21 protein-coding genes are annotated in these 25,785 nt (G+C 35.7%); 11 read left to right on the plus strand and 10 right to left on the minus strand.

Annotation, left to right across the window (positions count from 1 at the left end):
- Positions 1–38 precede the first annotated feature (38 nt).
- Together ACFILT_RS07740 and ACFILT_RS07745 are read right to left on the minus strand one after the other, a co-directional pair.
- Complete coding sequence (locus ACFILT_RS07740; protein WP_375611143.1) at positions 39–695, minus strand: DsbA family protein; 657 nt, start codon at positions 693–695, stop codon at positions 39–41.
- An 82-nt stretch (positions 696–777) separates the two neighbouring features.
- Positions 778–1,278 (minus strand): DUF721 domain-containing protein, encoded by a 501-nt coding sequence (locus ACFILT_RS07745; RefSeq protein WP_375678977.1) that lies wholly within the window; start codon positions 1,276–1,278, stop codon positions 778–780.
- A gap of 203 nt (positions 1,279–1,481) precedes the next feature.
- Here ACFILT_RS07745 and mutY point away from each other — a divergent pair, with 203 nt between their 5' ends.
- On the plus strand, positions 1,482–2,540 hold the full coding sequence (mutY, locus tag ACFILT_RS07750) for an A/G-specific adenine glycosylase (RefSeq protein WP_375620664.1): 1,059 nt from the start codon (positions 1,482–1,484) through the stop codon (positions 2,538–2,540).
- A gap of 755 nt (positions 2,541–3,295) precedes the next feature.
- Here the strand turns inward: mutY and ACFILT_RS07755 are convergent.
- Positions 3,296–4,384, minus strand: a complete 1,089-nt coding sequence (locus ACFILT_RS07755; RefSeq protein WP_375613050.1) for a site-specific DNA-methyltransferase — start codon at positions 4,382–4,384, stop codon at positions 3,296–3,298.
- Between the two features lie 372 nt (positions 4,385–4,756).
- Between ACFILT_RS07755 and ACFILT_RS07760 the strand changes: the two genes are divergently transcribed.
- The 7 genes from ACFILT_RS07760 to ACFILT_RS07790 all read left to right on the plus strand — a co-directional run bounded on the left by ACFILT_RS07760 (position 4,757) and on the right by ACFILT_RS07790 (position 15,594).
- Positions 4,757–5,452: an HAD family hydrolase gene (locus ACFILT_RS07760; RefSeq protein ID WP_375679847.1), complete on the plus strand. Its 696-nt coding sequence runs from the start codon at positions 4,757–4,759 to the stop codon at positions 5,450–5,452.
- Between the two features lie 1,983 nt (positions 5,453–7,435).
- Positions 7,436–7,792, plus strand: a complete 357-nt coding sequence (locus ACFILT_RS07765; protein ID WP_375678974.1) for a hypothetical protein — start codon at positions 7,436–7,438, stop codon at positions 7,790–7,792.
- Between the two features lie 189 nt (positions 7,793–7,981).
- Positions 7,982–8,344: a hypothetical protein gene (locus ACFILT_RS07770; protein ID WP_375613016.1), complete on the plus strand. Its 363-nt coding sequence runs from the start codon at positions 7,982–7,984 to the stop codon at positions 8,342–8,344.
- 209 nt (positions 8,345–8,553) lie between these two features.
- The gene (locus ACFILT_RS07775) at positions 8,554–8,916 is read left to right on the plus strand and encodes a hypothetical protein (protein WP_375613017.1); all 363 of its coding nucleotides are present in this window, start codon (positions 8,554–8,556) and stop codon (positions 8,914–8,916) included.
- A 638-nt stretch (positions 8,917–9,554) separates the two neighbouring features.
- Positions 9,555–10,952, plus strand: coding sequence for a threonine synthase (gene thrC, locus ACFILT_RS07780; protein ID WP_375678973.1), 1,398 nt, complete (start codon positions 9,555–9,557; stop codon positions 10,950–10,952).
- Positions 10,953–11,035: 83 nt separating this feature from the next.
- Positions 11,036–12,310 carry a M16 family metallopeptidase gene (locus tag ACFILT_RS07785; protein ID WP_375611135.1) on the plus strand — a complete coding sequence of 425 codons (1,275 nt, stop codon included), beginning with the start codon at positions 11,036–11,038 and terminating at the stop codon, positions 12,308–12,310.
- Positions 12,311–12,708: 398 nt separating this feature from the next.
- On the plus strand, positions 12,709–15,594 hold the full coding sequence (locus tag ACFILT_RS07790; protein WP_375678972.1) for an EAL domain-containing protein: 2,886 nt from the start codon (positions 12,709–12,711) through the stop codon (positions 15,592–15,594).
- Between the two features lie 42 nt (positions 15,595–15,636).
- Here the strand turns inward: ACFILT_RS07790 and ACFILT_RS07795 are convergent, their stop codons facing one another.
- On the minus strand, positions 15,637–16,221 hold the full coding sequence (locus ACFILT_RS07795; RefSeq protein WP_375613019.1) for a YqgE/AlgH family protein: 585 nt from the start codon (positions 16,219–16,221) through the stop codon (positions 15,637–15,639).
- Between the two features lie 71 nt (positions 16,222–16,292).
- On the opposite strand from ACFILT_RS07795, the gene ACFILT_RS07800 reads away from it, so the two are divergent.
- Positions 16,293–17,174, plus strand: coding sequence for a protein-disulfide reductase DsbD domain-containing protein (locus ACFILT_RS07800; protein WP_375678971.1), 882 nt, complete (start codon positions 16,293–16,295; stop codon positions 17,172–17,174).
- Between the two features lie 26 nt (positions 17,175–17,200).
- Here ACFILT_RS07800 and rnhA read toward each other — a convergent pair whose 3' ends face one another.
- The 4 genes from rnhA to cyoE form a co-directional block, all read right to left on the minus strand.
- Positions 17,201–17,668, minus strand: a complete 468-nt coding sequence (rnhA, locus tag ACFILT_RS07805) for a ribonuclease HI (RefSeq protein ID WP_375611132.1) — start codon at positions 17,666–17,668, stop codon at positions 17,201–17,203.
- 5 nt (positions 17,669–17,673) lie between these two features.
- A complete protein-coding gene (locus ACFILT_RS07810) occupies positions 17,674–18,633 on the minus strand; it encodes a homoserine kinase (RefSeq protein ID WP_375678970.1) in 960 nt (319 codons plus the stop codon).
- Positions 18,633–19,688, minus strand: coding sequence for a 4-hydroxy-3-methylbut-2-enyl diphosphate reductase (gene ispH / locus ACFILT_RS07815; protein ID WP_375678969.1), 1,056 nt, complete (start codon positions 19,686–19,688; stop codon positions 18,633–18,635). The genes ACFILT_RS07810 and ispH overlap by 1 nt, the downstream gene beginning before the upstream one ends.
- A gap of 182 nt (positions 19,689–19,870) precedes the next feature.
- Complete coding sequence (cyoE, locus tag ACFILT_RS07820; RefSeq protein WP_375613023.1) at positions 19,871–20,806, minus strand: heme o synthase; 936 nt, start codon at positions 20,804–20,806, stop codon at positions 19,871–19,873.
- A gap of 343 nt (positions 20,807–21,149) precedes the next feature.
- On the opposite strand from cyoE, the gene ACFILT_RS07825 reads away from it, so the two are divergent.
- Together ACFILT_RS07825 and tldD are read left to right on the plus strand one after the other, a co-directional pair.
- Positions 21,150–21,689, plus strand: a complete 540-nt coding sequence (locus ACFILT_RS07825) for an invasion associated locus B family protein (protein WP_375611128.1) — start codon at positions 21,150–21,152, stop codon at positions 21,687–21,689.
- Positions 21,690–21,799: 110 nt separating this feature from the next.
- The gene (gene tldD, locus ACFILT_RS07830; RefSeq protein WP_375678968.1) at positions 21,800–23,224 is read left to right on the plus strand and encodes a metalloprotease TldD; all 1,425 of its coding nucleotides are present in this window, start codon (positions 21,800–21,802) and stop codon (positions 23,222–23,224) included.
- Positions 23,225–23,783: 559 nt separating this feature from the next.
- On the opposite strand, the gene ACFILT_RS07835 is transcribed toward tldD, so the two are convergent.
- Both ACFILT_RS07835 and ACFILT_RS07840 read right to left on the minus strand, forming a co-directional pair.
- Positions 23,784–25,037 (minus strand): class I SAM-dependent RNA methyltransferase, encoded by a 1,254-nt coding sequence (locus ACFILT_RS07835; RefSeq protein ID WP_375678967.1) that lies wholly within the window; start codon positions 25,035–25,037, stop codon positions 23,784–23,786.
- Positions 25,034–25,777: a TlyA family RNA methyltransferase gene (locus tag ACFILT_RS07840; RefSeq protein WP_375679848.1), complete on the minus strand. Its 744-nt coding sequence runs from the start codon at positions 25,775–25,777 to the stop codon at positions 25,034–25,036. The genes ACFILT_RS07835 and ACFILT_RS07840 overlap by 4 nt, the downstream gene beginning before the upstream one ends.
- Positions 25,778–25,785: the final 8 nt, after the last annotated feature.

Here is a 25,785-nt window from a genome sequence, read left to right on the forward strand (position 1 = left end):
CCAAAAGTATCACTATCCATCTTCTGGAAGATTAAGATTCAGTTTTTTAGAAAACTATCAATCACCGAAAAAAATTCTTCTACTTTCATGGCACCTTCATATTTACTACCATTAATAAAGAAAGTAGGTGTTGCTGTGACACCAAGCTCTTTACCGCGTTCAAAAGATGCATTTACTTCATCTAAAATGGACTGATTTTTCAAACACGCAGTAAAACTTTCATCTGTAAAACCAGCCATTAAGCCAATTTTCTTCAATGGTGTTAGAGCATTTTTTCCGAAAGCCCATTCATTTTGTTTTTGAAATAAAACTTCTATCAAAGGAAAATAGCGATCTTCCGGTGCACACCGTGCCAACATAAAACCTGCTGTTGCCCGAGGATCAAAAGCATATTCTCGGAAAATAAGTTTTACTTTTCCTGTTTTGATATATTTTTTACGAATTTGGGGAAGTATATCATTATAAAAATGCGCACAATGGGTACATGTCAACGAAGCATACTCAACAATGACGACTGGTGCATCCGCCTCTCCCTCAAAGCGATCCTTTACTTTACCCGACTGGAGAAGCTCTGCCATATCAACAGTTGCCACTGATTTGGGATCACGCGCTAAAGCAACTGTTACACTGTTTTGTACAATCGTTATGAAGAGAAAAATTATCCCGAAAGATAAAAAAGAACGATATTTTACCATAAATAATACTTTTCTGTTGTTATTAACGAATAGGAATCCAATGCTTTCTCATATATTAAAGAAAAATATATAAAATATCTTTCTATTTATTATTTTTTTCCAAAAAAATGCAACAGCCAAGTTGATAAAGTGCTTGGTGCAAACTTTTATCTTCAACTCCTTCAAGCATTTTTTCCACGCATTTTTTGTCTTGTTCACTCAAAGGCGGTTTTAGAGGCAAGTGATTCATAAAAACCGACATACTCCTTTGCTCAATCTTGATGCGATCAATAGCAATATAGCCAAAAAATCCGTTAATTCTATGAAGTAATTCCTCTGTTTCATGCATCAATTTTAACGCAGCAAATCCTTCACATGCGACAACAAGTGTTGCTGGCTGAAAAACTTCATCTTGATCTGCACGACGTTTCCAAATAATTTTAAGCGGCATTGTATGTTCACTGATATCATAGCCCGCAATCTGTGGCCAATGTTCTATAAGCGCTACATTAAGCCCTGTCCGTTTGCGTAAAACTGGATCAAGTATTTTGTATACCGCCTCAGAAAGAGAATAAAAGATACGTTTTTTAAGTTGTTTTCTCATTTTTAGATCATTGTTCAACCGCTTACTAAATTAAAATCATTTGTTTCATCTAAAAATTGTTGCCTCCTCAATTTATGAAATATCAACAAAATAAAAAGCCTTTTCTCATCAGAGCCTTGACAATAAAAGAGCAAAAAACATGAATTATAAAATAAATAATTTTTTCTTTTGCATTTTATATCTCCCTATGCTTGAAAGCAATCATGTATGAAATTTCTTCGCACCTCCTTGCTTGGTACGATCAAAATCACAGACATCTTCCATGGCGGATTACCCCCGAAAAGCAAAAACAAGGTATCCGTCCTGATCCTTATCAAGTTTGGCTTTCTGAAATCATGCTTCAACAAACAACCGTTGAAACAGTTAAGCCTTATTTTAAAAAGTTTCTAAAACTATGGCCTGATCTTTCCTCTTTAGCAAAAGCCTCCCAAGATGATATCATGAAAGCATGGGCTGGACTTGGTTATTATTCACGCGCACGTAATCTTAAAAAATGTGCGCGACAGCTTGTTGAAAACTACGCGGGACAATTTCCACAATCTGTAAAAGAATTGCGAACTCTAGCCGGTATTGGAGATTATACTGCCGCAGCCATTGCTGCGATTGCTTTTAACCACCCTGTAGCAGTGGTTGATGGTAATGTCGAACGTGTGGTAGCGCGACTTTTTGCTATCACTTCAATACTGCAAAAAGCAAAAGTTGAAATTAAAGAAAAAACACAAAAAATTACTGCTTTAAATCGTCCTGGTGACTTTGCTCAAGCAATGATGGATTTGGGAGCAACAATTTGTACTCCACGCAAACCATCTTGTTATACCTGCCCTCTTCAATGTTTATGCAAAGCAGAAAAGATGCAACAACCGGAGTCTTTTCCAGTTAAAGCCCCTAAAAAAGAACGCCCTTCAAAAACAGGTATTGCTTTTGTGGTCCTTAATAAAAAGAAACAAATTTATTTGGAAAAACGACAGACGCAAAAGCTCCTTGGTGGAATGACCCAAATTCCTAACAATATTGGCATAAACAACGAAAATGGGCTACAAAACGCACCCTTTACTGCCAATTGGCAATTCAAAGGACAAATTACGCATGTTTTTACTCACTTTTCTCTAAAACTTGATGTTTACTATACCGAAGATGTTCATGAAATGAATTGTGAAAATGGTTGGTGGTGTAACATTCAACATCTTGCCGAAGAAGCATTACCTACTGTTATGAAAAAAGCCATTTCCGTAGCACTTCCCAATTCTTTTAGATTTAAATAACCTTCCCTACTCATAAAAATGTTTTCTAATGGAGACTTTTGTATCTCTAGCGATCATTTACTAATCTGTAAAAGAAAAATTTTAAAAAATGAAATAACCAATTTTTTCTACAGACAAAAATTAAGGAGGGATAGAAACGCTTAGAAGCTTTAGATTTAAATTTCAGGATCTATCCTTTTTTCGCTTATGACGGAGCAAGTTAGCACCATCGTTATATTTACCAGCCCCCTCAACATCCCTTGGTACGTGAAACGGATTATAAGAGGTACTTTTAGTTCTTTCGTTAACAATTTTTATTCACACGCCAACCCCGTTTATGACATGCAAGAAAGTAATTTTCATCGATTCAATATGGAACAAATTTGAAATAAGAAAACTTGACGATATTCCGAGGGCATTTCAATATGAGTTGCGCTAAATTATCTTTATAATCAATATATTATATGCACTTTACAGATGTACGTATTCAAAAAAGCACTTAATTTTTAACTTCTGAATGAACCTTTTAATTCTGATATTTCATTTTTATAAGCTTATATTGAAACTTTACTGTTTTGGAACTAAAACGAGAACATAGAGTGAAAATTTCTCATTTTAATTTCTTCTAAAAGAAGCATAAAAATACTCGCTTGTCGCTTACAAGCGAGATTAGTGTGTCAATAAAAAACATCTAAGAAAGGCTAAAACACCCTCACGTCCATCTCAATCAAGATCAGGTACATTGGTGGTCAATAGAATGAAGCGATCAGCTTAATTCATAAAACACCCGTTTTTAACATTTGTGAACGTATGATCATTCTTAAATGATCTATGGACTTCAACCGTCCATTTTCCTCATAATACCAAAAGGTCCAACCATTACAACTCTGCGAATCTTGAGCCTTTCTTCCCATTGCGTGAATTGAGCCCGCTTCACCACCATGCATAATCGTACCATCAGCTCTTACAATAGCAGATACTTGCTTCTTACGATCATACAGAACTTCTCCAGGATAGAGTAAACCTGCTTCAAGCAAACTGTTGAATGCTACGCGCGGTTCTGCTTTTTTTCTATCCAAAATCGCTAGTTCTGGTTGCGCTAAAGGTTGAACCGCCGCAATTCTCTCACATGCTGCATCGATGTAATCTTGCTCGCGTTCAATCCCAACAAAATCACGCCCTAAAAGCTTGGCAACAGCACCTGTTGTTCCCGAACCAAAAAATGGATCGAGAATAACATCACCAGGTTTACTAGAAGCCATAATAATACGCGCTAATAACGCTTGCGGTTTTTGTGTTGGATGTAATTTACGCCCCGAATCATCCTTTAAACGTTCAGCTCCAGTGCAGAGAGGGAAAAGCCAATCTGAACGCATTTGTAGATCTTCATTTGCCGCTTTTAAGGCATCATAATTAAATGTGTACTTTTTATCTTTTTGATCTCGCACGGCCCAAATAAGCGTCTCATGAGCATTTTGAAAACGGCGCCCTCGAAAATTAGGCATCGGATTATTCTTGCGCCAAATAATATCATTAAGCATCCAAAAACCTAAATCTTGTAATGCCGTCCCAACCCGAAAAATATTATGGTAAGATCCGATAACCCAAAGTGTTCCGTTGGGTTTTAATACACGACGACAAGCAAGCAACCATGCACGAGTAAAAGCATCATAAGCAGCAAAACTCTCAAACTGATCCCATGCATCATCAACCGCATCAACAAGCGAATGATCTGGACGGTATAAAGCTCCATCCAATTGCAAATTATAGGGTGGATCCGCAAAAATCATATCAACAGAATGTTTTGGAAGTTTTTCTAAAACGGAAACACAATCTCCTTTAAAAATTTTATTGCGCCATGGCATTTGTGAGGGAGTACGAAGAAAATCTTTTTGAAGCTGAATAACTGTCATGAAAAACCCAACAAAATTAACTGAATTTGCCCTATAATCAACCAAAATAGTTTATAGGCCCGCATTACCAATCTATATTTACAAAATAGCGTAAACGTATCGTTAAAGTTCTACAAAATTGATAATTGTTTTTGTTTTTTTAGTAAAAAAAAACTTTCATATGAATGAAACCTTAATTTTCTTTTTTTCAATGTACTGTTCCCATATCTTTTATTTCGTAAAAGAATTAAGAATCATTTTCAAAGCGTATTTTTATGAAATAAGATCTTCTCAATATCATTTTCATGAAAGTTGTCCATCTCGTAACATGTAAAGGAATATCTTATGCCTCAGATAGATCTTATTATTTTTGATTGTGACGGAGTTCTCGTCGACTCTGAATATCTTGCAGCAAAAATTGGATCTCAATTGCTCAAACAAACAGGATATGAAATATCACCCGAAGAATTGAGTGAGCGTTTTGCAGGGCTTATCTTTCGCGATATTCTTAAACACGTTGAACAGGAAACAGAAAAACCTATTTCTGCTCATCTCATAGATCAAATGACTAATATTTTTCGTACACAAATAAAAACTAAATTACGGGCTATTGATGATGTAAGAGAAGCTGTAGAAATTATCCAAACACGCTATCCCTACTGTATCTGCTCTAATGCAAAAAGCGTAGATATAAAAGAGATGCTCACCACGGTTGATCTCTATGACCTTTTTGAAGGTAAAATATTTTCAGCACCTGAAGTTGGAACAAAAAGAACGAAACCGGCCCCTGATGTTTTCCTTTTTGCCGCACAACAATTACAGGCAGAGCCCCAAAACACTATCGTTATAGAAGATTCACTTCATGGTGTACACGCAGCCATAGCAGCAGGCATGCGTGTCATCGGCTTTACGGGAGGATCACATAGCTATCTTGGCCACTCTAATGCACTTGCAGAAGCTGGTGCAGAAACAGTTATTGCAAAACATGTTCATTTAGGAGAAGTCTTAGAAGCAATGGCAGTATGGCGAGATCTATTATAAAAAATCTCTTGAATATATCAATTTGTAAACTCTTGTAAGAAGCATTTTTATTCAAATGTCCTGCTCTTCTCGCTGCTCCTTTTATAATAACTTCAATAAATGCGCAATTCACGACACGGGTGAATTGCATCTCAATGTGAAGGAAAAATATAGCACCTCATTGAGATCATAAGTCTGTTAACCATTGCACGTACTTAAAAAAAAGCAAAAAACAGAGGTGCAAACTCATAAAAATTAAACCCTGCTTATCTATCTCAAATCCAATATCCCACTCCCAACCACAGTAGCTCATCCTGATAAATTATTATATTTGTCAAAAAAGAAATATTACGATGCCTTGCTCGATAAGATGTGAAAATTGCTAACCTCTTTCATCTGATCAAAAAAATACACACTATGGTAAAATTGTAAGGGATGTGCATATTGATCATGGAAAAAATATTAAAATTCGCGGAATCTATGGAACACAAGACTTTATTGAAAATGACAAATGCGTCCTTGTTGAGTTACAAAGGCTTATATTTACTCAATCCAAATCTCATAAACTTGTTGAAGGCTTATTTACTTTGCTGCTTAAATAGTATTTTAACAGCATCAATTGGTACAACCTCCCTAAGATTACAAAAAACAAAAAGAATACACTCTTATGAAGATGTGCATTTTATAAAAAACATTTCATACCAAGTAATTTACAGACAATATATTGATTTATAATCATAATTTATCATTATTCAAATTAAGCAAAAAAACCGAATATTGTAAGATTCTCTCATTTCAAACCTGGATATGCTGAATTAAATAAATAAAGAAATAAAAATGCCTTTTAATGAATCATCTCAAAAGGCGAAAATTGTAGCAACATTAGGAGCGAGAAAAGTGTATGGCAATGCCATCTTTCTTCTTTATAAACGTCAAAAATTCTGATGCCCTAAGAATTTTATATTATGGGGGCTTTATCATCATATCTATCATTGCAAAATAGGCTTGAGTACCTTGAGAACGGTTTCTTTAAAAAAGCACATAAATATGAAACATATAATCATGTTAAACAAGCGACAGAGATACCAATAGTTGCTTAAAATTTTCCGAAAGCACTTAATAGCCTTTTTAAATAAGCAATGAAATCAGATCTTTTCAAAAGTAATCCACTTTCTAAAAATAAAAGCGGCTTTTCAGTTTGGTAAAGAAGAAAGTGTTGAAAATATTATCTAATGCTGATCTTTCGGCACTCATAAATATGTCTAAATTATATTCTTCTATACACTGCCTTGCATCATAGTAATATGCTGTTCACATTGGCGATAAAAAGATAATATCATTTATCTCTATCCAATTCGAGCTCTACTTTACACTATGAGAAAATTGTACATTTTTTAGTATCTATAACATATTATTATCTATAAGATAAATGTATATATTTAATAGTAAATTAAGCAGTATTATTCTGCTATAACGATGCAATTAAATAACCATTGAATAATATATATAGAACATACATTCTATAATAATGACTATCTATAATAAATACTATAAATAATAAAATTTTAGCGTGTCCATTCATATTTTAATTGTTAATAATATTTTTATAACCACATCATAATTTTCATGTTTTCTATTATATTATCAATAATAAATAAATTTTTATATATTTAATATGTAAAAATTTTGATCAATTTTATTATCTATAAATGTATTTAAAAAAATATATTAATATCATTTATAAAAATTATACGACAACCATATGTTATTTTATATATAACACATAATAAAATATTGTATAAAGTTTTTAAAAAATATAATTTGTAATTATTACTGTTACTTTTTTACAATAACGTTTATAAAAATTATAGTTATATTTTTATATGTATTTTTATTATTGACTAAAAATACATATTGAACTATATGGCTTGTATATAGTGTGATATACATAAACATTATGTATATTTCTTACATATATAACTTAAAAATATTTGAGGTAAAGTTATGGTAAAAATATTTAAAAATTATATTTTAAGCATTTTTATAGCGAGCACTTTTTTTATTTCACAAACTGTAAATGTTAATGCAAACTATTTGAAAAACGATACTCCAAAAGAGGAACTTTCTGTTTTCCCAATGGAACAAGTAAAATATGCGAAATCCGATGTAGTTTCTACGACTGCTTTCTATGCTCCGTCTGTAAATTATCAAACAGAACATGGAACAATAGGTGAAGGAAAATTTGAAAAGGTCGTTGAGCCTATGACTATAGGAATGGGGCTATTGTTTACTGGATATGCAATGAGCTTTATAGGATCGATAATAAGTTGGATAAAGGACATAGTATTGATGTTCAAATAATTCAACCTCGTCTAGAACTCTATAATAATAGCTTTATTATGTGGCTATAATTCATTGTAAATAATTACATAATGAAGCTCATTATGCTACAAAATATAAATGTTGTAGATTACATCCAAATATCCAAATTATAAATTAAGTATAAATTTACGCATATATATCGAATAGTATAAATATTTGAGGTAAATTATGATTAAATTATTTAAAAATCATATATTAAGTATTTTCATTATGTCTGCCTTTTCTCTTTCTCAGGTTGTAAATGTGCATGCAAACTCTTTACAAAATAGTACTCATCGTGAGAATATTTTTGTTTCTGCAATAGAACAGAAAAGAAAGGATGCAGTCCATACCGTTTCTCTCTATAGACCTAGTCTAAATCGTGGAGTGGGTAATGAAGCTACTATTGAAGGAAAATTTGAAAAGGTTGTTGAACCTCTTACACTCGGGGCTTTTGGTATGGGGATGGCACTTGGATATGCATCAAGTACGATAGGCATGTTTTTAGGATGGATAATAAGTAAAATAATATTGTATTTTAAATCTCGTTAAAATTGAAATTTCATCAGAATAAGACCTTCTCATATGAAATATAAACTATGAACATATTCCGTGTTTATCCATTGTTGATGACAAAAACTAATGAATTATCACACTAAGAGTGAAAAAAGCTTTAAATGCTTCTGTTTCTCTCAATGTGCACTAATTCTGCTGATGCATCTATTCAATTCAGATTAAAATAAAAGTATTGGTGGTAAACTATGATTAAAGTATTGAAAACTTACGTATTAAATATTTTTATAGCAGTTGCTTTTCTGCTTTCACAAGTTATAAATGTTCATGCCAATCATTTGAAAAATGATACTCAATGGGAAACTGTCTCTTTAATAGAACAAGGAAAGAAAAAAGCTATCGATATAGCTGCTCTTTATGTCCCAAGTTTCACTCATAAAGCAAAAAGTGAATCTGCCTTTGAAGGAAAATTTGAGAAAGTGTTTGAACCAATTACGCTAGGAGTTTTTTCTACAGTAGGAGCTTTGGGTTTTGGATTCTTGACTGGATCTGTTATGGCCATATTTAGCGGGATAATCGGATGGGCAATAGGAAAAATTAAAGGCAAATAATTCAAAGATACTTAGTTATTTTTTTCTATTTAAAATGAAAATACTTTACAGCCTGCTTCCCATCATTTAGCAGGCTGTTGTATGTTTTCTATGGATAAACTTTAGGTTACCATACTGTATAGCACAAATATAATATCTATTATTATACAAAGTGATAAATTAAGCTAAAAAAGATTATTCAAAGTATAGATTTGCGCACGAAATGCCATAAAATTACCTTATAAATCTTCCAATGTGAGTTCTGAGATGTATCATTTTAACATTCAGTTTAGCAGATTTAATTGTTACAAAGTATTAAGAGCATAAAATAACTATGAATGATTGAGTTTTATACAAAAGTTCTTCAATAAATACCATTCTATCTATTTAATTTTATTATTTAAGAAGGTGTACAAGTGAAGATACGTTGTAAAATTTAAGTGAATGAATAATAGAGAAAAAAATTTTGACTGTAACAGATTTTCTGTGAACATTTGGCGTTTATATCTCAAAAATAAAAATGCTTAAGGCTATTTCCTTTCATTATTGAGTTAAAAAGAAGAAAAGAAGCTCTATCCATTTAATAATTTAAATATTATGAAAAACGTGAAATAAATAACTTCACCAATTTGCCAGAAATAAAAAAAAGGATAAGACTTATGGAATATATCAGCACGAGAGGTGAAGCTCCTGCTTTAAGCTTTACGGAAACAATCATGACAGGGTTGGCAAGTGATGGGGGACTTTATTTGCCAGATAAATTTCCTCAGCTATCATTTGATGCGTTACGAGCACTTCGTGGTCAGTCCTATACAACAATTGCTAAAACTATTCTGTGGCCCTTTGTGAATAACGAAATCGAATATACAGCTTTTGAAAATATGATCGCTGAATCTTATGCAACCTTTCACCATCCAGCAATCTGTCCGTTACGACAAACTGGAGAAGATGAATTTATCCTTGAACTCTTTCATGGTCCTACTTTAGCTTTTAAAGATGTAGCAATGCAGTTTCTTTCTCGACTGATGGATTATGTTTTGACTGAAAAAAATAGATGTGCAACGATTATTGCTGCAACATCAGGTGATACAGGAGGAGCTGCAATACAGGCTTTTGCTGGAAAAGAACACTCAGATATTTTTATTTTATTTCCTAAAGGACGTGTATCGCCTGTTCAACAACGGCAAATGACAACCAATCATTGTTCCAATGTTCATGCCATTGCCATTGAAGGAAATTTTGATGATTGCCAAGCTCTTGTCAAAGCAATGTTTAATGACCACAATTTTCGTAAAAAAAGAGCACTTTCAGGTGTTAATTCTATAAATTGGGCGCGTATTATGGCGCAAATTGTTTACTATTTTTCATCTGCACTTTCTTTAGGAGCACCTGATAGAGCTGTTTCATTTACTGTTCCTACTGGAAATTTTGGTGATATTTTTGCAGGTTATGTCGCAGCCCGTATGGGATTACCCATTGCTCAACTGGTCATCGCAACGAATGATAACGACATCCTTGTACGTACATTGACCAGTGGTACTTACAAAACACAACCAATAGTCCATACAACATCACCTTCTATGGATATTCAGGTCTCTTCTAATTTTGAACGTTTGCTCTTTGAAAGTGGCAATCGTGATCCAATGTGGATTCGCAATGCAATGGAAAACTTGAAAAAAACGGGTCTCTTTACTCTTGATGAAAAGCAACTCAAAAATATTCGTTCCCTATTTTCCGCTGGAAAAAGCAACATGGCTGCAACAGCTCAAACAATTGATAGTGTCTATAAGGAAAGTGGCTATCTTGTTGATCCACATACAGCGGTCGCTCTTCAAGTAGCGCGTGAAAACAAAAAACCGCATATTCCAATGATCGTTCTTGCCACGGCTCATCCAGCTAAATTTCCTGATACTATTAAAAGCGCTTGTGGCCTTCATGCTCCATGGCCATCTCATCTCAATGATGTAATGAAACACGAAGAACATTTTATAAATCTTGCTAATGATGAAAAAATAGTAAAAGATTATATTTCTTTAAAATCGCGTGCATCTTATTAAAGTTAGCTGCATTAATTTAAATCAAGAATATTCTGATACCCTTACAGTGAGGTATTTAGCTTATTTAATGGAGTTGTAAATACATGGATGTAGATATATGTCGCCTTAGTAATGGTTTGACTATCGCCACACATACAATGCAACAAATTGATAGTGTTGCCCTCGGAATATGGGTTAAAGTGGGCTCACGCAATGAAACCTCCACACAGCATGGTATTGCTCATCTTCTTGAGCATATGGCTTTTAAAGGAACCGAAAACCGTACTGCTTTTCAAATTGCAACCGATATTGAAGATGTTGGCGGTGAAATCAATGCTACAACCAGTATTGAAACAACAGCTTACTTTGCACGTGTTCTTAAAAGCGATATCCCACTTGCTATAGATATTTTAGCCGATATTTTAATGCATTCAAAATTTGACGACGATGAACTAGAACGAGAAAAACAAGTAATCTTTCAGGAAATTGGTGCTGCCCATGACACTCCTGATGATATTGTTTTTGATCACTTTACAGAAACAGCCTTTCGTCATCAATCCCTTGGACGCTCTATTTTAGGAACAGCTAAAACTATTCAATCATTTACATCTACTGATCTCCATGATTTCATCAATAAACAATATAGTGCAGATCGTATGATTGTCGTTGCTGCAGGAGCTGTAAAGCACGAAAGTTTCTTGCGAGAAGTTGAAAGTCGTCTTGGTACTTTTCGCTCCCATTCAACCGCACCTCTTACTAATCTTGCAAATTATGTCGGTGGCGACTTTCGTGAATATCGCGATTTAATGGATACACAAGTTGTTCTAGGGTTTGAAGGACGTGCTTATCACGCGCGTGATTTTTATGCAGCCCAAATTCTTTCTATCATTCTTGGCGGTGGTATGTCTTCACGTCTTTTTCAAGAGGTAAGAGAGAAACGTGGATTATGCTATTCTATTTATGCTTTTCATTGGGGATTTTCAGATACTGGGCTTTTTGGTGTTCACGCAGCTACCGGACAAGAAGGGCTCAAAGAACTTATTCCTGTGATTCTTGATGAACTTTCCAAGGTCAGCAAAAATATTCACGCCAACGAACTGCAACGAGCACAAACGCAATATCGTGCAAATCTGACAATGTCACAGGAAAATCCCTCTAGTCAAGCACATCTCATTGCTCGCCAAATACTCCTTTATGGTCGACCAATTCCAATATCGGAAACAATTGAACGCCTCAATCTCATCACTCCTAAAAGATTAACTGATTTAGCACATCGTCTTTTTACAAACTCCACTCCAACACTAACTGCTGTCGGACCTGTAGGACCCCTCATAAATTTTGATGATTTAACGTCAACTCTTTCATACAAGCTAAAGTAAAAACTTCTTTTCAAAGCAGCATCACAATAACATCACATATTTTATCATAAAATTTACCACAAAAGCTCTCCTCATTAAATAAGTTTTGGAAATATTGGGCAAATAGGCGTACAAAACTACCCAATTCATACTTCATGTGATAAAGATTCTAGTAAGTGAAGGTATATCCGTGAAATCTGGAAATTCATGGTTTAACTTTGCCCTTTTAAAATATAAAACTTCATTCGCTTCAGGTTCCATTGAAGCAAATGGGGGTGTGGTTTATTTGTATATAAAATCACATAACTTAAGAAAAAGTGATAACAATTTATTATGTAAATAAATTATAAAAGGTGGACGTTTTTTCTCAAAAGTCGAAATGAAAATTAAACATCCTAAAATATTGAGAGTGGGACATTGTGAAGAGTTTGCGTAAAATAATTGACATCATTTTCATTGTAGTCGTTAGTTCTTTTGTCCATCTTACATCAGCACAAGCAATTGAACCAGTTAAAATTTCTTCTCAAGATGCTGCTCTTGATCTCTCAAAAGCAATTGAAATTCACCATACAAACAACTCTATTTTTCAAACAAGTACAGCACCAGGACCAGATGGTATTGTATGGCGTATTGAAGTGCAGGCAAAAAATGAAAAATTTTCCGGAAATTGGGCAGTTTTTTCTCTTGCAAATCCAACAGATGAACAAGTTGATCGTCTCATCGTTGCCCCCCATTACCGCATGGCACGTTCTGGATTTTTTTGGCCAGACCTTGGATCATCAAGGATTCAATCCATAACGCCAAGCGAAGGTTTTTCCCTCGATCGTCAACTTAGTGCAAACTCTGATATCTTTCGTATTACCCTTAACCCTGGTGCTGTTATTACATTTGTGGCCGAACTTAACTCTGCAAATCTACCGCAAATCTATTTATGGCAACCTGAAGCTTATAAAGATGCAATTAATTCTTATACGCTTTATCATGGTATTCTTCTTGGTATATCCGGTCTCTTAGCGCTTTTGTTAACTGTTCTCTTCGTCGTCCGTGGAACAGGGCTGTTTCCTGCAACAGCAGCTGTTGCTTGGGCTGTGCTTTTTTATATTGGTATTGACTTCAACTTTTTAAATAAATTCTTTTCAGTTACACTCACAACCCAACCAATCTGGCGTGCTGGTACAGAAGTAGCACTTACTGCTACACTCTTCATTTTTCTTTTTACTTATCTCAGCCTTAACCGCTGGCATTATCATTTTAGTTACGGTGCTATCGCTTGGACCATTGCCTTTAGCAGTCTAGGAGCCTTTGCTATTTATGATCCCATCAGAGCAGCTGGAATTGCGCGTTTGTCTTTTGGCCTTACCGCTGTGCTTGGTATAATATTAATCATCTATTTCTCAATCAGAAGCTATGACCGCGCCATTATGCTTATTCCAACATGGTTGCTCATTAGCTTTTGGTGTGCTGGAGCCTATGCCTGCATAGCTGGACATTTAAACAATGATATTATCCAGCCAGCATTAGCGGGAGGATTAGTGCTCATTGTTCTTCTCATAAGCTTTACTGTCCTGCAACAAACTTTTTCTAATGACGCTTTCCATGAAGGAATATTTTCCGACCTTGAACAACAAGTACTCGCAGCAAAGGGAGCTGGAAATATTATTTGGGATTGGAATATTGAGCGTGATCGTATTGTTGTACATCCAAACATGGCAACCCTTTTTGGTACTGAAATTCATAACCTCAATGGACCTATGCGCAACTGGATTTCAGCCTTGCACCATGATGATCGTGAACGCTTTCAAGCCGTATTGGATATCATTCTTAAAAATAAAAAAGGGCGCATTGATCAAATTTTTCGGCTTTCTTCCGGTGGTGGTTATTATCATTGGTTTTCTCTTCGTGCACGTCCGGCTATGCAAAAAGATGGAAAAATCACACGTGTCATTGGAACCATTGTCAATATTACTAACCATAAAAAATCCGAAGAACGCTTATTGCATGATGCAATCCACGACAGCTTAACTGGACTTCCTAACCAACAAATTTTCTTTGATAGACTACAAAATTATACCTCTTTAGCGAAAGCAAATATCAAAATTAGACCAACTGTCTTTATGATTGATTTTGACAATTTTCGCCAAATTAATCGCAAATTAGGCATAGCAGTTGGGGATACTGTACTGCTTATAATCGCACGTCGTTTAAATCGTCTCATTAACTTTCAAGACACCTTATCGCGTCTTTCAGCAGACCGCTTTGCAATTATTTTACTCAGTGAAACCGAACCACAAAAAATTGCAGCATTTGCAGATCATTTGCACAAAACAATTTCAGCACCTATTTCACTTTCAGAAAATAAAATAATCCTTTCAACCTCTATCGGATTGGTTACATGGAGTGAAAGCCGATCAACGGCTAAAGATATTTTTAATGATAGTGAGTTAGCGATGATTCGCGCAAAACAAATGGGTGGGAACCATATTGAACCTTTTCGTCCTAATTTTCGCACTTTGGGTCTCGAACATAATACTCTGGAGAAAGATGCTCGTTATGCCATAAAACGTAATGAGATGAAAATCCTCTACCATCCTATTCTTAATTTATCAGACGGACATATTATTGGTTTTGAAACAATTGTAGAATGGCATCATCCCACTTATGGAAATTTAAATGTCTCTGATTTCATAAAAATCGTAGAAAATGAACTAATTGTTATGGATTTGTCACAATTTATCATCGATAATGCCATTATTGATCTTATAAATGTACAAGAAAAGTTTTCCCAACAATCTTTCTTTATTTCAATTAATTTACCAAGCGCAGAAATGATTCATCCTCGTTTTATCAGTCAATTGCGTGCCGCTTTGCTTCGCCATCCGCTCCACAAAGGGCGTCTGATGATTGAAATATCTGAATTTGTCTTAAGAAATAATCCTGAACAATCAGCGCACTTTCTTGAACAAATTAAAACACTTGGAATGAATCTCGCACTCGATAATTTTGGAACAGGTTATTCGTCTCTGACCTATCTCGTACGTTATCCATTTGATATGGTTAAACTTGATCGTTCACTTATCTCAATCGACTCTCTTAAGAAGAAAATTGTTCTAAAGTCTATCATTAATATGGCAACAGATCTTAATTTGCAAATTATCGCAGAAGGTGTTGAAAACGAAAAAGAAGCAATCTTCCTCCGTCAAGAAGGCTGTAAATATGTTCAAAGTACACTTGTGACGAAACCGATTGCCATAGAAGAATTAATTACGCTCGTTCAGAGCCATTTCCCTTATAAAATAAAAACATAAGGGATAAAATAACGTGTAAAGTTAAAAAGCTTAGAAAAAACTCTACGCGTGTCCCATTTCAGAAGCAAGATAAGTTGGATCGATACCCATGCGTGTTAAACTTTTATCATACTTGCAGCTTAAATCGCTTTCAAAAAGAAAACTAGGTGATGTAGAACTGATTAGCCAACCATTTGTAGAAATTTCTGCCTCAAGTTGCCCCGCTTTCCATCCAGCATAGCCTAATGCGACCAGTGCATGTTGCGGACCTTGTTCGCAACTGATCGCTTTTAATATATCAATTGTCGCAGTAAAACAGATCTTATCTGCAATAAAAACAGTTTCTTCACAAGCATAATCATCTGAATGAAGGACAAAACCACGCGAAGGATCAACAGGACCACCATAGCGAACTGGAAACTGTTTTATTGGTTCAGAAAGACTTTTTTTTTGGCCACTGTCTATGATTCCTAAGTGAAGCAAAAGCTCTGGAAAATCAATGTGATGCAATTGATTGAGAATGATGCCCATCGCACCGGCATCAGAATGCGCACAAATATAAATAACAGAACGAATAAAGCGTTTGTCATTCATCCCAGGCATTGCTATGAGTAATTGTCCACCTAAAAAGCCATTACACCGCTTCATTAATCTGTTATTCTCCATAATTGACATGATAAAAATTTGTTCATTTAGCACACTAGGAAAATAAAACTCCAATGAAAAAAAGTTATATATTTACAAATTTACAAAATATCGCAACTTTCTTTTATAAAAAGCTTTTAGTTACTTTAAGCTTAACATTCATAGTTTTAGAATTACTTAACATTCCTGTAAATGCTCAAACAGAACAAAAACTCCAGCTTTTCGCAACATCTTGGTATGAATCAGATGGTGGTCGTATCCGATTAGCGATCACTGAACCTTCTCTTTCTGGAATAAGAGAAGGCATTATTGAAATTGAGCTTAAACCAGGATGGAAAACTTACTGGCGTAATCCAGGTAATTCTGGCATGGCACCATTTTTTAATTTCAACCAACAGATTTCTTATGAAATCTTTTATCCTACTCCACAGCTTTTTGAAACAGAAAATGATTGGTCATTAGGTTATAAAGATAAAGTAATATTGCCCTTCAATCTTTCTGGTTCAAGCAAAAATTTAAGTGGTGCTTTCACTCTTGGATTATGTAATAAAATCTGTCTTCCATTTACTGTTAACTTTGATTTTTCGCCATCTGCTCTTAAAAATAAACAGCTTCCTGCTTCCTTCTTAAAAAAGGCGCAAAATTCTTTGCCCCGCATGACGCAGAATGCACTAAAAATAAGTGCTGAAAAAAATAATAGTACCCTTCTTATAAAAATACAAAATAACAACAAAACCACTCCTTCCTCTCTCTTTTTAGATGGAGGAGAAATGCAAATTGGAGCAGCAAGAAAAGTCAGTGATAACGCAGAATATACACTCTTCAATGCTCCACTCTATTTCACACCAGAAGAAATAAACCAAAAAATTTTTTATACAGTTGCTTTTAAAGATCACGCCTTAAGTGGAACATTCATATTCCATACGCAGCAGCCAACCCCTCTTGCGTCTCCGTGATAAAAGAAAAAGCTCTCAAAAAGCAATTATGCTGGAAAACGTCCATTTTCACGATATTGAGTAATTGCTTTGCGAGCAAGGGCATCTGCGCGTTCATTTTCTGGATGTCCCGCATGCCCTTTTACCCAGTGCCATCTAACTGTATGACAAGAACTAGCATCCTCAAGAGCTTGCCATAGCTCCATATTTTTAACAGGATTTTTTGATGCAGTGCGCCAATTATTCTTTTTCCAATCTTCAATCCACTTAGATATACCGTTACGTACATAAACTGAGTCTGTATAAAGATCGACCAAACAGGGCTCTTTAAGCGCCTTTAATGCACAAATTGCCGCCATGAGTTCCATTTGATTGTTTGTCGTATGGACCTTACCGCCATAAAGCTCCCGTTCATGACCATTCCAGCGTAAAATTGCTCCCCATCCTCCAACTCCAGGATTCCCTGAGCAAGCACCATCTGTATAAATTTCAACGACTTTTTGTTGAGTTGCCATAAAATTTAAAAACCTAATTCACTTAGCGAATTTACATTACTGAAAAAACAAAGCTTGTGCCAATACTCCCATGGATCTTTCTTAATAACAAAGCTATTAGGCGGTGTATTAAACCAATCATATAGACGTGTGAGTAAGAAACGTAGAGATGCACCACGAGCTAATAAGACCATCTTGTCAAATTCTAAAGGGATCAATGGTCTTATTTTTTGATAATTTTCCAATAACTTACGTGCTTTGGTAAGATTATAGGAATGATCAGGCTCAAAGCACCAAGCATTTAAACAGATCGCTAAATCATAAGCAAAAAAGTCATTACAAGCAAAATAGAAATCTATCATCCCAGAAAGACGATGATTCACAAAAAAAACGTTATCATTAAATAAATCTGCATGAATAATGCCTATTGGTAAATTAAATGGCCAATTTTCCTGTAAAAAAGCCAATTCCAACTCAATTTTTTGTCCAAATTCTTTTAACAATGCATCTTCTTTGGTTTGACAACGTTGCCACAATACCTTCCAATCCATAACAGAAAGAGTATTTTTACGACTGAGTGTAAAATCCTGTCCTGCTAAATGTAATTGTGCTAACCCCGTCCCCACTTCGCCACAATGATCTATATTGGGCTGGCGGATCCACTCTCCTTCCAGAAAAGTAATAATAGCAGCAGGACGTCCTGCTAGTTCACAGATCATCATTCCATCATTTTGAATAACAGGTTGAGGACAAGGAATTCCACGCTGTCCTAAATGCTGCATCAAGCGACAAAAAAAAGGTAAATCATCTTTTGAAATACGCTTTTCATAAAGTGTTAAAATAAATCGCCCTTGTGTTGTCTCTAACATAAAATTAGAATTTTCAATCCCCTCTTCTATACCTTGATAAGACAAAAGTGATCCTATTGCATAACGTGTTAAAAACACTTTTAAATCATTTGGGTGAATATCTGTATAAACGGCCATTATTCTGCTTTCGTTGTAGACATGTCTGTATTCTGATTTTCATTTTTTGCATTATTTGCTTGACCATTAACGAAAGCCATATCTTGAGACGTTAAAATGACGTCGCGTAATTTGCGACTCACTAAAAATTTTTCCGTTTCTACCACTGTTTCAGCCAATTCTATTGTGACATCATAACGCTCACGAAATGCTGAAATAATTTCATCAATAATAATTTCAGGAGCCGAAGCCCCTGCTGAAAGACTGACTATAGAAAGAGATTTTAGGTTTTCAAAATTAATTTCATCAGCGCGCTGAACTAAAATAGCTTGCCGCGCACCAGACTTTTCGGCAACCTCTACTAAACGTCGTGAATTAGAAGAGTTTGGTGCTCCAACAATCAAAAACAAATCACTCCCCTTTGCCGCTGCTTTAACCGCATCTTGTCGATTCGTTGTAGCATAGCAAATTGATTCAGCCGCTGGTGCTGCTAATGTAGGAAAACGTTGTTGTAATATATCGATAATTCCTGCAGTATCTTCAACAGAAAGCGTTGTTTGTGTAACAAATCCTAATTTATCTGGATCATTGGGTTGATAATGCAAAGCATCTTCTATCGTTTCAATAAGCGTCACAACCCCTTCTTCAAGCTGTCCCATTGTCCCTATCACCTCAGGATGACCAGCATGACCAATCAATATAACATGACGACCATGACGTTGATGTCGTATCGCTTGTTTATGAACTTTCGAGACCAACGGACATGTTGCGTCGAGATAAAACAAATTATAGTATCGTGCTTCTTCTGAAACAGATTTTGGTACACCATGAGCAGAAAAAACAACTGGTTGATTGCGATGTTCTTCTGGAATCTCATTAAGTTCTTCGACAAAAACAGCACCCCGTTGCTGTAATCCCTCAACTACGTAGCGGTTGTGTACAATTTCATGACGAACATATACTGGAACACCATATTTTTTTAATGCAAGCAGAACAATCTGGATAGCGCGATCAACCCCTGCACAAAATCCACGTGGACCACAAAGACGTATCGTTAAAGGGGGAAGTCCAGACATAAATCATCCTTAATCTCTATAGTTTTAGCTATATATTCAAACAACCTATTATTATACATGAATAAGCAATGTAAAAAAACGTGCAATATCATCTTTTGCATAAGAACACACTCTATCGTGTTTTCTTACAGCATTTTCTTGAAGAAAAGCTCTTTTAAAATTTGCTCTTTCATTTTACGCAACTAAAGAGCGATAAAATACCAAACAAGAGATTCAATCAAAAGAATTCCAAAGATAGCTGCCAAATAAAGTAACGAAAAGAAAAACGTTTTTTTGGCCATCAAAATAGTTTCATTATGTGTATCAGCTTTCCATAAACGATAGGCAAAATAAATAAAGATAATGCTTAAAATTGTTGAAAAAATACCATAAAAAATTCCGCCAAGACCAGTAAAGCAAGGAGCAGCAGCACACAATGCCATCAAAACAGTATAAAATAAAATCTGTTTTTTTGTTGAATGTTCACCTCGTACATTAGGCATCATAGGGATACCTGCAGCCTCATAATCAAGAGATGAAAATAAAGAAAGAGCCCAAAAGTGAGGGGGGGTCCACATAAAAATGATTAAAAATAATAAAAAGCTATCAATACTCACTGTCCCTGTTGTCACGGCCCATCCAATCATTGGTGGAAAAGCCCCAGAAGCACCACCAATAACAATATTTTGTGGTGTGATACGCTTTAACCAAATTGTATAGATAACGACATAAAAGAAAATCGTAAACGCAAGAAAAAATGCCGCAAACCAATTAATGAAGCTCCCCATAACCAATACCGAGAGCATAGAAAGAACCATGCCAAAAATAAATGCCTTTTGGGAGCTGATTTTACCCATGGGAATAGGACGCTTTTTAGTCCGTTCCATCACAGCATCAATGTCAGCATCATACCACATGTTTAGTGCTCCCGCACCACCGCCACCAGCAGCAATACATAAAATTGCTAAAAAACCATACCACGGATTGATAGGAACAGGCGATACAAGCAAACCAACCAGAGCCGTAAAGACCACAAGAGACATAACACGTGGCTTTAATAATGTGATGTAATCACCAATACCGGATTTTGGTGGCGTTGATTTACCATTCACAACCGATAACTCTTCTGAAACTGACATTCCTCTCAAAGCCCTTTTCCATTTCTGTCATTCACAAATCCAATATTATCTGACAAATATTATCTAGCGTATGGAAATGACCCATTAAGACCAATCGTATTTTTGAGAAAATATGAAATATCTCTTTCGCACGTATCCCCTAAAAGTAAATGGAAATATTGGCAATAAAAATACATTTTTTCAATCAACGTTCTCTCCACATTACAAATGTATCATAAAAATATATCATATGAATTAATATATTTGGGTAAATACTGATTTTGTGTTATGGTTTTTTATGGGGAATTCATTTTTTATGTAAATCTATGCATGGTTGTGGGTGTTGAGTCGGATAGGATTTTCTGTGATACTTTATAAATTACTCAAAAAAACTTTTTTTATTGGTGCTGTTCTTTACACGCTTTATAGTAGTTTTATCAGTCATGCATTTGCACAAACACCCTATGCACAAGATGTCCCTGCTCCGCAAACCTATGGTGCATGGACAAAAGTGTGTTCTCTACCACCAGGTACACCTAACATGCAGTGTGAAGTTGTACAAAACGTTCACACACAAGGGCGTCAAGATATTACCTTGCGCGTTACATTTTATAAACTTCCTCAAAAGCAAGGTGCCTTGATGCGTGTTTTTGTTCCGATTCGCGTTGAATTACGTCCTGGCGTTGGAATTAAAATTGACGATAAAAATATGGGCAGAATGGAATATCGTCGTTGTCTTGGTGATAATTGTGTTGCTGAAGCCTTTCTTAAAGAAGACATATTGCAGCTCTTTTTAAAAGGAAAAATGGCAACCTATTTTATCTTTACAACTCCGGAACAAGGGATTGGAGGTTTTGTTGACCTTCATGGTCTTGGCGACGCCTATGCAACCTTACCGACATGAATGAAATCAATACATTTTAAACAATCAAAATCTCATCGTATATTTTGAAAGATTCTTAAAATTAGATTGATAAAAATCTTCTGAGCCCCCATAAAAATAGGATTATTCTTATGAAATCGCTGATTGATCATTTTGATATTGCTTCCTCTAAAGTGCAATCACTTATACAGGAAACACTTCATCATGCTGATGATGGTGAGCTTTACCTTGAGTACACAGAAAGCGAAGCTCTTTTATTTGATAATGGACAGCTTAAAAACGGCTCATTTCATCAAGATATGGGATTTGGACTACGCGTTGTTGCTGGAGAGGCTACTGGATATGCTCACTCTAGTGAGTTATCAGCTGCTGCACTCAAACGTGCCAGTGAAGCTGCTAAAGCTGTTACCTATAATAATCATGCAGGGACTTATAGCATAGCACCTCAACAAACAAACAAAAGGCTTTATCAACCGCATAATCCCCTTGATGCTCCATCATTTGAAGAAAAAAGTGCTCTTTTGCAAAAAATTGATGCCTATTTACGTGCTAAAAATGATAAATTGCATCAGGTGACTGTTTCTCTTTCCGGCTCGCTACAACATGTTGAAATTTTACGTGCAGATGGTTATTTGGTTCGTGATATTCGTCCCCTTGTGCGACTTTCTATATCTGTGATCGCTGCTGAAGGCAATCGTCGTGAAAATGGTTTTTATGGATGTGGAGGGAGACAAGCATTTAACCAATTTATTCATGAAGACAATTGGAAAAAAGCCGCGGATGAAGCCTTACGTATGGCTTTAACAAATTTAGAAGCAGAAGCAGCACCTGCTGGATCTTTTGATGTTGTCTTAGCTAACGGATGGCCTGGTGTTATGCTCCATGAAGCCGTAGGTCATGGTTTAGAAGGTGACTTTAACCGTAAAAAAACATCGGCTTTTGCTGGACTTTTAGGACAACAAGTTGCAGCAAAAGGTGTTACAGTTGTTGATGATGGAACAATTCCACAATGCCGTGGCTCTCTCACTGTCGATGATGAGGGGACCCCTTCAGGATATAACGTTCTCATTGAAGATGGAAAACTCGTTGGTTTTATGCAAGACAGGCTTAATGCACGGCTTATGGGAGGTAAATCAACTGGAAATGGACGACGTGAATCTTATGCTTATGCACCAATGCCACGAATGACCAATACAATCATGCTAGGAGGAGATAAAACACCTGAAGAAATCCTTTCTTCACTTAAAAGTGGTATCTATGCTGTTTCATTTGGTGGAGGACAAGTTGATATTACTTCCGGAAAATTCGTCTTTGAATGTACTGAAGCATACCGAGTAGAAAATGGCAAAATTTGTGCACCAATCAAAGGTGCAACTCTTATTGGAAATGGACCGGATGCTATGAAACGTATCACAATGATTGGTAATGATAGTAAACTAGATAATGGTATTGGTATGTGCGGAAAAGCAGGGCAAAATGTCCCTGTTGGTGTTGGTCAACCTCATCTTCGAATCAATAATATGACAATCGGTGGAACTGCGCTTATAGAGGAATAAGCTTGCTCATTCCTTCCCAGTATTGCCTCCTTCTCGTCTATTACGACCATTTTGTGAGGGGGAGATTACAATGAATTGATTTATAAAGATAATCTAGCGTTATTCATATTGTATTAGAACCTTGAATACCGCAAGATTCTCTCATTTTAAATCTGTGTCTGTTGGATCAATCAAAATCATTCGTTTATACGTTACAGGCGGGGGGAGATATATGGATAAAAACTGTACAAGAAAAGACTAAAGATTCCTCTTATGGGCCGTCTCAAGTACCAAGAGTTTTAAGAAACATTAGGGGATGGCAAATATAACGACGGCACAGGCTTATTCAGACACATCTTTTTCGTAAGATATTAGTCTTTTGTGTGGTTTTTTTGTGTGGGGAAACTTGTCTTTTATATTTCATAATAAAAAAGTTTAAAAGAAAAAAACACTTTCTACATTCAGTGTTCTTAATTCAACGAGAAAAAGGTTATTATTATAGATAAATTTTGGAAAGATTTTATAATAATACTCAGGTAAACTTTTAAAAAAATCTTCATAGCATTAAAAAAATTTTAGGCTAAAGCTTCCAACCTTTCTTTTTTTTCTTTTTGCTCAAAACAGCAATAATTTCGACATGTGGTGACCATAAAAATTGATCAATCGGTATGATTTTTTCTACTGTATACCCGCCTGCAACAAGGAGAGATAAATCACGAGCAAATGTAGTAGGATTACAGGAAATTGCTACAACACGAGATACTGTTGTCTTCGCTAATTCACGTACTTGTTGCTCTGCACCAGCGCGTGGAGGGTCAAAAACTACACACTCAAAACACTCAAGTTCCTTTACAGAAAGGGGATGTCGGAAAAGATCACGTTTTTCACAAGTGACCGTTTTTAAACCAGTCGCAAAACGTACTGCTGTATTTAGATTTTTTAATGCATCTTCATTATTTTCTACTGCATGAACATTCATCTTTTTTGCCATACGCAAGGTAAATGTTCCTACCCCTGAAAACAAATCAACAGCATTCTTTACTTTTTTTAAATGAGTCAAAATAATATTGCCCATTATATTTTCAGCTTCGCAAGTTGCTTGAAGAAAACCACCAGAAGGAAATTCAACACGGACATCTCCAAAGTAAATCTCTGGTTTTTCTCGTTCAACCAAAACTTCACCGTCAACAGATAAACGTATAATCCCATATGAAAGAGCAGCACTGATCATTTTCTGACGAAGTGATTCATGGTGCACAACACAACCGCTTAAAGCAACATCTAAACCATTTTCAACACGTGTTATCGTAACATGAAACCGCTTGGCAAAGCTCTTTAGAAAAGCACAGAGCTCTCTGATATTATGCAACTGAGAAATAAGCTCTGGATGGCTTACTGGACATTCCTCAAGATCTACAATCTTATGAGAGAGATAGCGGTTAAAACCAACTTTTTGCCCCTGTGGGGTCATGGAAGCTGTTAGAGTAATCCGCCGTCGGCTATAAGGTTTACATTCTATTAAAGGCGCAACAACATTATTAAGTCCATACTTTTTAAGAGCATCAACAACCAATTGTTGTTTCCATACGCGATAAGCATCCATACGCCAATGCTGAAGAGTACACCCTCCACATTCTCCAAAATGCTGACAAAGAGTATCAATGCGTTCTGATGATTTTTCTTTTAATGCTATATATGTTGCATATTTTCCATGAACAGTAATTTCAGCACACTCTCCTGGTAAAGTAAAAGGAACATAAACGAAACCGTAAGACGTTCTAGAAGTACCATAACCATTTGCTCCGATATGGTCGATTATGACATTGTCACTCACTCTTGTTTTTCTCCGAATAGTAAATATTCCACGTTGCCATCACCACCTGTAATAGGGGAAGAAATTAAACCTTTTGCACTCCACCCTGTTTGTGTATTTAACCAAACAAAAAGCGCCTCAGCAGTTTCTTTAGCACTTGATGGACTTAATATTCCTCCCTTACTAAAGTGTTTACGACCAACCTCAAACTGAGGCTTTACCAGTAAAACAGCTTGGGCACCCTTCTTGGCTAAAGACAACACGGGAGGCAATGCAAGTTTGAGCGAAATAAAGCTAACATCTGAAACGATAAGATCAATTTCTCGCCCACCTAAATGTTCCTGTTTAAAATCTCTGACATTCAAGCCTTCTAATAACGTTATAGCACTGTTGCCCAATAAACGTTTATCAAATTGATGATGCCCAACATCAACGGCAATGACATGATCTGCTCCACGCTCTAAGAGAACTTGCGTAAAACCACCTGTTGATGCACCAACATCAATGGCTGTCACTTTGTCCGTTACAATTGGAAATGCATCAAGTGCAGCAATCAATTTTAACGCTGCCCGAGAAACATAATTCTGCGCTGGATCACAAACGGTAATCTCTGCATCATCAAAAACGATTTGCCCAGCTTTAAAAACGATTTCTCCGTTAACTTTAACAGTTTGACGCATGACAGCATCACGTGCACGTGAACGTGTTGTAAAAAAGTTTTTTTCAACTAAGAGAATATCGAGTCTTTTTCTGGAAGCCATCTCATACT

Origin of the sequence: Bartonella sp. AP7XZML (assembly GCF_042195745.1) — a bacterium.
Taxonomy (GTDB): Bacteria; Pseudomonadota; Alphaproteobacteria; order Rhizobiales; family Rhizobiaceae; genus Bartonella.

Excerpts from the sequence above, each read along its gene's own strand:
- ACFILT_RS07745 (WP_375678977.1), bottom strand. The coding sequence starts at position 1,278 with ATGAGAAAACAACTTAAAAAACGTATCTTTTATTCTCTTTCTGAGGCG.
- ACFILT_RS07740 (WP_375611143.1), bottom strand. The coding sequence starts at position 695 with ATGGTAAAATATCGTTCTTTTTTATCTTTCGGGATAATTTTTCTCTTC.
- thrC (WP_375678973.1), top strand. The coding sequence starts at position 9,555 with ATGGAATATATCAGCACGAGAGGTGAAGCTCCTGCTTTAAGCTTTACG.
- ACFILT_RS07755 (WP_375613050.1), bottom strand. The coding sequence starts at position 4,384 with ATGCCATGGCGCAATAAAATTTTTAAAGGAGATTGTGTTTCCGTTTTA.
- ACFILT_RS07800 (WP_375678971.1), top strand. The coding sequence starts at position 16,293 with ATGAAAAAAAGTTATATATTTACAAATTTACAAAATATCGCAACTTTC.
- ACFILT_RS07795 (WP_375613019.1), bottom strand. The coding sequence starts at position 16,221 with ATGAAGCGGTGTAATGGCTTTTTAGGTGGACAATTACTCATAGCAATG.
- ACFILT_RS07840 (WP_375679848.1), bottom strand. The coding sequence starts at position 25,777 with ATGGCTTCCAGAAAAAGACTCGATATTCTCTTAGTTGAAAAAAACTTT.
- ACFILT_RS07775 (WP_375613017.1), top strand. The coding sequence starts at position 8,554 with ATGATTAAAGTATTGAAAACTTACGTATTAAATATTTTTATAGCAGTT.
- ispH (WP_375678969.1), bottom strand. The coding sequence starts at position 19,688 with ATGTCTGGACTTCCCCCTTTAACGATACGTCTTTGTGGTCCACGTGGA.
- cyoE (WP_375613023.1), bottom strand. The coding sequence starts at position 20,806 with ATGTCAGTTTCAGAAGAGTTATCGGTTGTGAATGGTAAATCAACGCCA.
- tldD (WP_375678968.1), top strand. The coding sequence starts at position 21,800 with ATGAAATCGCTGATTGATCATTTTGATATTGCTTCCTCTAAAGTGCAA.
- mutY (WP_375620664.1), top strand. The coding sequence starts at position 1,482 with ATGTATGAAATTTCTTCGCACCTCCTTGCTTGGTACGATCAAAATCAC.
- rnhA (WP_375611132.1), bottom strand. The coding sequence starts at position 17,668 with ATGGCAACTCAACAAAAAGTCGTTGAAATTTATACAGATGGTGCTTGC.
- ACFILT_RS07810 (WP_375678970.1), bottom strand. The coding sequence starts at position 18,633 with ATGGCCGTTTATACAGATATTCACCCAAATGATTTAAAAGTGTTTTTA.
- ACFILT_RS07785 (WP_375611135.1), top strand. The coding sequence starts at position 11,036 with ATGGATGTAGATATATGTCGCCTTAGTAATGGTTTGACTATCGCCACA.
- ACFILT_RS07760 (WP_375679847.1), top strand. The coding sequence starts at position 4,757 with ATGCCTCAGATAGATCTTATTATTTTTGATTGTGACGGAGTTCTCGTC.
- ACFILT_RS07765 (WP_375678974.1), top strand. The coding sequence starts at position 7,436 with ATGGTAAAAATATTTAAAAATTATATTTTAAGCATTTTTATAGCGAGC.
- ACFILT_RS07770 (WP_375613016.1), top strand. The coding sequence starts at position 7,982 with ATGATTAAATTATTTAAAAATCATATATTAAGTATTTTCATTATGTCT.